The 7,746-nt window shown below is 36.3% G+C and carries 6 protein-coding genes and 1 tRNA gene; all 7 read right to left on the bottom strand.

What is annotated here, in order from left to right; genetic code table 11:
• On the bottom strand, positions 1 to 1,251 hold a 1,251-nt coding region (locus JNL75_09305), incomplete at its 3' end, for a hypothetical protein (protein ID MBL7790008.1).
• A gap of 160 nt (positions 1,252 to 1,411) precedes the next feature.
• Entirely contained in the window at positions 1,412 to 3,169 is a 1,758-nt protein-coding gene (locus JNL75_09310) for an ABC transporter ATP-binding protein (protein ID MBL7790009.1), read from the bottom strand.
• Between the two features lie 101 nt (positions 3,170 to 3,270).
• Entirely contained in the window at positions 3,271 to 3,729 is a 459-nt protein-coding gene (locus JNL75_09315) for a DUF1573 domain-containing protein (protein MBL7790010.1), read from the bottom strand.
• An 86-nt stretch (positions 3,730 to 3,815) separates the two neighbouring features.
• Complete coding sequence (locus JNL75_09320) at positions 3,816 to 5,717, bottom strand: OmpA family protein (GenBank protein MBL7790011.1); 1,902 nt, start codon at positions 5,715 to 5,717, stop codon at positions 3,816 to 3,818.
• A 13-nt stretch (positions 5,718 to 5,730) separates the two neighbouring features.
• On the bottom strand, positions 5,731 to 6,381 hold the full coding sequence (upp, locus tag JNL75_09325) for a uracil phosphoribosyltransferase (protein MBL7790012.1): 651 nt from the start codon (positions 6,379 to 6,381) through the stop codon (positions 5,731 to 5,733).
• Positions 6,382 to 6,542: 161 nt separating this feature from the next.
• A tRNA-Arg gene (locus JNL75_09330) sits at positions 6,543 to 6,616 on the bottom strand.
• A gap of 40 nt (positions 6,617 to 6,656) precedes the next feature.
• The coding region (locus tag JNL75_09335) for a hypothetical protein (GenBank protein ID MBL7790013.1) at positions 6,657 to 7,746 on the bottom strand (1,090 nt) is incomplete at its 5' end.

The following is a 7,746-nucleotide window of genomic DNA, read 5'->3' on the forward strand; positions in this document are numbered from 1 at the left end:
AACAAAGCCTGGCAAGTCCATAGATACAGCTAAGGTTACGGACTGACCATTACACAATACCGTGTCTCTTGCCATTGTTAACCTAGGTAATGGTTTTACTATCACGGGTACGGAATCGATAACAGTACATTTCCAGCCGCGCGTTACCTGAATACCTACTTTGCCAGAAGAAGGCAAGACATAGGTCGTCGTATCTACAATAGACTCATTGGTCCATTTGTGAAATAATGGCAAAGGCTTATCATAAATCATAACTGTACTGAATGAATCAGCACAGACCGTATCTGACTTTAATTTATAAACTGGATTCTTATACACTTGTACATACTTCACCAAGGTATCGTTGCTCTTATTGGAATCGAGGGGATGCGTAATGATGTATTTAAACTCTAATAATTCATCTTTAGGGAACATAATAGGTGGAAATTCTACCTCTATGCTCGCTCCATTGGCTACTGTTTGTGTAAAAGATTTATTGGTAAAAAGATTGGTTGTCCCACCAGCACTAGCGCTTTTTATATACAAATCTACCCTGCCTCCAGGTATTGGTTGGTTCTCTACATTATTTACCTTGGCCTTGATAGTCACAGGTTCCTGAGCACAAAAAGATATACTATCAGGGGCTGTCATAGATGCCATGGAATAGTCCCATTTTTTCTTACCAAGAAAAACTAAGTAATCCTCTGTTTCACCCCAACCATATGTGCCAGAAGGTCCAGGGGTTGCATTACTCTCAATGACTACTACACGCATCAAAGTTTGTCCAACAGAAATAGTAGTAGGCACTGTAAAGGAGTAATTTCTATTAGCAAAATTACACCCAATAGGTGCCGTAACTTGAGTAGTAGTTCCAGCTACTTTTTCACCCGGTAAGTCAAATGTTCCATTACGATTATAATCAATAAATACAGATATACCATGCGAAAAATCCCAAGCATTGGTAGCCTCATAACCTACCTTTAGATCTAGTGCAAACGTGGCTGAAGGTGTTAATACTGGTGGAGACCACGCAGCGGAGGTGTAATTCGCATACATGTTTGGATTAGAAGCTGGCAAGCCATTTGAAGCAGGCCAAGCTGCAGCTGAAGCCCCAATGCAACTAGAATTATTGGTAAGGGTGGCTAACTGGACTTCGTGGATACACTCATCATCATTATTTGTGGCTGAAGATACAGGGTAACCAGTAGGCAATTGACAAAAAACATACTGACTAAATCCAAGCAAAAAAGAAATTGTTAAAAATTTTCTCATATTCTTAAAAATTAAGGTCTCATGCACTCTTAGAAAAATGCAAAAAAGAATTGTTCAATGCACAAATATACAAAAAAATCAAGGACTTATCCGTAAAAACTTATCTAGATTACAAATGTTTTAGACTAGAAAAAATAATGTTATATTCGAATATTTCTAACTAAACTAAGTCTATACTCTTCATTTCCTGCTTTTTATAAATCTCATAATAGTATCCCTTTTTAGATAAAAGCTCGTCGTGACTACCTATTTCTACTACACTACCATCATGCAGTACAAGGACTTTGTGGAAATTGAGTTGATTAAAAATACGATGAGTGATAAGGATGATAGTACTTTGGTTATCACGCTGATTCATCGCCTCTATGAGTTGTCGCTCGGTTGTGACATCGAGCGCACTCAGGCAGTCATCAAATAGATAAATAGGACTTGGTTTTATCAAGGCTCTTGCTATTGAGATTCGCTGTTTTTGACCACCCGAAAGCGTTATTCCACGTTCCCCTACCATGGTATGATATCCTTCCTTAAATTGAAGAATTTCATTATGAATCTGTGCATCTTGAGCAGAAATTAATATTGCTGCTTCATCCATTTTATCTGTATTGAAGGCTATATTGTTGCTAACTGTATCGGAAAATAAAAAGACTTCTTGTGGTATATAAGAAATTTGCTCTCGAACATACTTATTCGAGTAACTTTCTAGAGATTGTCCATCTAGAAGTATCGAACCTTGATAATTCTGGTAAAATTTTATCAATAGTTCTGCTAAGGTAGATTTGCCACTTCCTGTCTTTCCTATGATAAGCCAGCGTTCGCCTGGTTTTATGTGGAAGCTAACATTATGCAGTGCTTGAATACCTGTATCGGGATAAGTAAAAGAAACACCTCTAAATTCAATATCTCCTTTTAGCCTTTTGGCGTTTGAAAATTCTATAGGTTGAATATTTTCTATAGGCAAGGCCATAATTTCCTCATAGCGAATGAGAGCCGATTTTCCTTTTTGGAATAAACTAGCGACCCAGCCTATGCTCATCACAGGCCATAAAAGTCTATTGACAAACATGATAAATGAAGTGAGTCCTCCGATTTGTATGTGATTGTCTATCACCAACATGCCACCTTTATATATGCTCAGGAGAATGCTGGCTCCCATCAGCAACGATACTATAGGCATAAAAAAAGAATCCAACTTTACGATTTTAAGAGATTGAATTTTGAAGGAATCGCTAATTAGTGAAAACGACTGAAATACCTTATTTTCTAAAGTAAACGATTTGATAATACGGATACCATTGTAACTTTCCTGGGCGATAGAAGTCATGGCAGACATTTCCTCTTGCAGTTTTTTATTAAACTGAAGGGAGTAAATATTAAAAAAATAAATAAACACAGAGAGAAATGGAAGTGGTAATAGAGCAAATAGGGTAAGTTCTGCATTGATTTCTATCATAAAAAAAATAGAAACACTGAGGGTAGTAATCATATTGACCAAATACATAACAGCTGGTCCAAAGAGTTCACGAATTTTACCTACATCTTCAGCCATGCGACTCATATAGTCTCCAATAGGATAGTTTTTAAAATGGCCTATAGCCAAACGCTGAATTTGCGCATATAAATCATCTTTCAATTTTTGTTCAATTTTCCTGCTCGCTACTATGATGGTCTGCCGCATAAGGAATGTAAAAAGTGCAGAAAGCAAAGTCAATGCTATATAGTAAGATAAAAACAACAAAATTTCTTTCTGAATATTTATCGTATCAGTTGAGTCGATAACCTTTACGAGGGTGTTTATAATTTTTTCAACTAGCTTATTCGTATAAGAGCTGGCTAGATTTGCTAAAATTACAAATACTGTACCTACAATAAAGGTCCATTTATGTAGGCTGAGAAAATAAAATAGTTTTTTATAAGGCAAAGTGATTCAATTTTTTTGTTGGGGCTCGAGGACAAGCCCTCTTGTCAAAACAAAAAAGCCACCCAACAAGGATGGCTTTTTACTATAATTCTTTACATCGATTAATTTGCTGCAGGTGTATCCTTTACTTCACCTCTAATGAATACCACTTTATTTGGATTTTGAGGATCGTTGCTAGCTATGTTTACTTGTTTATTGATCGGACCAGGTCTATTGGTATCGTATTTTACCTGGATCTCTGCACTCTTACCTGGTAGGATAGGCTCACGAGGACAGGTAGGTACTGTACAACCACAAGACCCACTACAGTTTGTCAATAACAAGGGTTGAGCGCCCCTATTAGTTACTTTAAAAGTTCTAGTACCATCTGCTCCTTTCTCTATCACACCATAGTCTACAGTTTCTTTTTCTAAAAAGATAGCTGGATCGTTTGAAATAGGTGCTACGGTTACTGTTTTCGCCTCTGCTGCTGCTGCAGCTTTTTTGCCTTTAGCAGGTTTTTGTGCTGATAAGCCTAGACCTACAAAAGACACCATTGCAAGTAATAATATTTTTTTCATTTTTCTTTTTTTTTAATTGTGAATGCAAAACTAAGATATAACTATGACATAGGTGGTTTAAAAAATCTAAACACAATTAACTTATTTTAAAGAATCTCAATTTCAGTACGTCTGTTCTTTGCCCTTCCTTCTTCTGTTTCATTAGACTGAATAGGCTTGGATGCACCATAGCCCTTGGCACTCAGTCTTTCCGCTGGTATACCTTTTTCTATTAAATAGTTCATTACTGCCTTTGCTCTATTTTCTGATAATGTTTGATTATTTGCCGTATTGCCTATATTATCTGTATGTCCAGCAATTAAAATATTCAAACTGGGATTTGTTTTCAATATATCTACAATATAATTTAACTCAGGATATGAGGTAGTTTTGAGGTCAAATTTGGCAGTTTCGAAAAATACATTGCGCAATTCGAATTTAGTGCCTGCTTCGAGAGGCATCATTTTTATTTCTAAAACTTGGGGCTCTAACCTACTACCTCCTTCACTAAAAGAATAATTTTGGGAATAAATAGCATATCCTTCCTTGAGCACATGGAATCCATATTCTTTATCCGCTACTACCGTTAGTAAAAAATCCCCTGATTTTTCATCACTATTCATAGTAGATATTTGTTTGCTCTCAGCTATATCTGTCAATTTAACCGAAGCTTTTAATGGCTGACCAGTCTTGGCATTGGAGATAATGCCTTTAATATACGTAACGGTTTTAGGGCGATATTCTTTAGGCAGTTCGAACGAATAAATATCAAAATCTGAACGATTATTTTCATTGTTTTCTTTAGCTATATAGGCTTTATTGCCCAAGGTATTGATAAATATAGAAATCTCATCTCCTATAGAATTGATACTTGGTCCCAGATTCACAGGAGTCTGCCATTCTCCGTTCTCAAATCTGGACATAAACAAATCCTTACCTCCATATCCGGGATGTGCATCAGATGAAAAATATAAGGTTTGTCCATCTGGATGAATAAATGGTCTATCCTCTGCTCCTATGGAATTTACTTTCGGTCCTAGATTGATAGGAGTTGAGAATCCCTCACTAGTCAATTCACTCATATAGATATCGCTTTCGCCAACGCCTCCCTCTCTACTACTTACAAAATAAAGTTTTTTGCCGTCAGCAGACATACAAGGCTGCGATTCCCAGCCACGGGTATTGACAGTCGGCAGCAGCTTTGGCTTGCCCCACTCCTCTCCTTTTCTATAGGCTATATACAGATCACAGGATCCTAGACCACCTGGTCGCTGACAGGAAGTAAATAAGAGTTGACGACCTCCAGCAGTAATAGTATGTGCGCCATCATTATCAAAGGTATTTATAGAGACATATCGTGTTTCATTTTCTAATTCTGGTTCATCTATTTTATAAGCCGTTGACCATTTATTTCCCTGAGCATAACTTAGCCAAATATCTTCTCCTTGCTTATCTCTGCGAGTAAAATAAATCGCAGACTCATCACCATTGGTTGAAGGAAAGTATTCACTATAGGTAGAGTTCACCTCTGGTCCTAAATTGTAATAAACTACTTTTTTAACTTCACTAGTTTGAGTTCGAACAAACGCTAAGTTCTTAATCATACGTTGACCATACATTTGCCCTTGTGCACTCAAATTCGGAGTTCTAAGAAATTCTTGAATATATTCCTCTGCCTTGTCATAGTTTTTCATGTAGAAATAAGTCTCAGCTATAAGTTTTTTCTGTTGTGGATTAAATTTCGGATTGACTGACTCCAACTTTTCAAGTAAAGGCAAGGCATCTTCATATTTCTTTGCTATGACGCTCCAATTTGCTCTAATGTATATTGCTTGGTCGAAACTAGGGTACTTAGCAATACAATCATCAAGCGATTTGAAAGCTTCATCAATTCTACCTAACCCATATAGACCTATCGCTTCATTGACGAGAACCTCTTGTTTGGTTTGAGAAAAACCTAAGAGAAAAAACCAACAAAAAAACAATGTAACAAGAACTCTTTTTTTCATCTCAAATAAATATTTAACTTTCCATTTTATCGCCAAAGCAAAGATCTCCGGCATCACCTAGCCCAGGAACAATATAGCTTTTAGCAGTGAGTTCATCATCTATATCTCCTATAAAAATATCAATATATGGGTGTTTTTTGGAAACTGTTTCTACTCCTTGTACACTGCCTATTATACCTAATATAATTATCCTCGAAGGCTTGCCATAACGATTTAACTGATCTAAAGTGGCTAAAATACTAGATCCAGAAGCAATCATAGGATCACAAAGTATTAGCGTTTTTCCATCAAGATTGGGACTTGCGACATATTCTAATCGAATCTCAAACTCACCCGACTTATGATGTTTTCTATAGGCACTAACGAAACAATTATCTGCCGTATCAAAGACATTCAAGACCGCATAGTGCATAGGTAGACCAGCTCTCAGTACACTAGCTATGACTATATTATCACTTATCGAATGAGATTCTTTCTGACCGAGAGGTGTTTGCACACTTAATGAACCATAATGCAATGACTTACTAGCTTCATAGGCCAGAATACTTGCTATACGTTCAATATTGGTACGAAAACGCATGCGATCCTTTTGTATCTTCTCATCACGCAATTCGTTCAAATAGTTATTCGCAACAGAATGGACATCTTGCAATTTATATATCATATATCAGTTTAATGCTATTTTTAACTTAAATCCAAAGTTACTATTAAAATTTAAACTAGGATAGGAAAATAGAATGAATAGTTTAATGTGGCTATAAGTCCTAAATTTTAATGAAAATAAAAAAACCCTCACATTGCTGTGAGGGCTAATTCTGATTAATGTGACCTGGATTGGATTCGAACCAATGACCTACTGCTTAGAAGGCAGTTGCTCTATCCAGCTGAGCTACCAAGTCAGTTTTTTGGAGGTGCAAATATACAATTTTCCAGTTTTGATTAGCGATAATTTTTTTCGTAGAAAGACACATATTGATCCCAACCTGAAGATATATAGAGGATATCAAGGTTTTCAGAGGATATGTAGTACTTCTCTGAACCGATCACAAGTTTTTTTATTAGAACATCTGATTCCATTTTAGCATAAAATTCGATCGCATCCTGCACTGTTTTATAACCTCCAATACTGAGGAAGCGATGATTATCTATTTCGAATACCTCTGTTTTATATCCTAAACCCTTGAAATTGGTTCTATGGTATACATCGAGCATATTTTTTGCAGTAGTTTCCTTTAGATCCGAAGATAGTTTGAATATTATGGCATGTCTCGCAGTAGGTTTATAAGCATAGTTGACTATCTGTAAGCCATCTTCTGTCTTTTTCTGATTGTCCGAAGCTATTGTTGTGCCTTCTTTTCTAGGAGTGGCATCTTTCTGTACAGGTGAGGTTTCTTTCTGTAGTGGAGTTTCCTCTTTTTTAGATTCCTCGGCTAATGGCTTAGACTCAAGAGTTATACTTTCTTTAGACTTTTCAATAGTTCCTAACAAGGAAGTTTCTGACGGTTTGGTTTCTAAGGATTCAGCTACGCTCACTTCTTTCTTGACATCTACAAATTCTCTGTCTACTGCCGCTTTGGTTGATTTTAAATTTAAATGTAAGTCTAGATACTCCTTTGCCACTTTAGCTTCCTCCGTGTTTTTGTGTTGAGAGATAATGTCTTGCAATGCTTTGACATAATCCTCTGCGTTATATATATAAGAGTAAATAAAGGCCTTAAGTAATTTCACCTTAGGAGTCAATTTATGGTCTGGGTAGGTTTCGACTATTGAATTACACATATCTAATGCCTCTGAGTAGAAGGTCTTTTGATATTTGGTATAGGCTTCTTTATATAATTTTGCTACAGCCAAATCAGATTTTTCTTCCTGAGACTTAGCATTTGGATTTAGTGCATAAAGCGCATACTTTGAATTAGGGTATTTTGCGATGAGTTCTGCTTTGACCTTTTCGGCACTGGCAGCATCTTCTTTATCTAAATATAGCCTATAAAGGGAGAATAAATGTTCATCTGCATTTTCTAAATCATTA

The sequence above is a fragment of the Chitinophagales bacterium genome (assembly GCA_016787225.1).
Classification (GTDB): domain Bacteria; phylum Bacteroidota; class Bacteroidia; order Chitinophagales; family JADJOU01; genus CHPMRC01.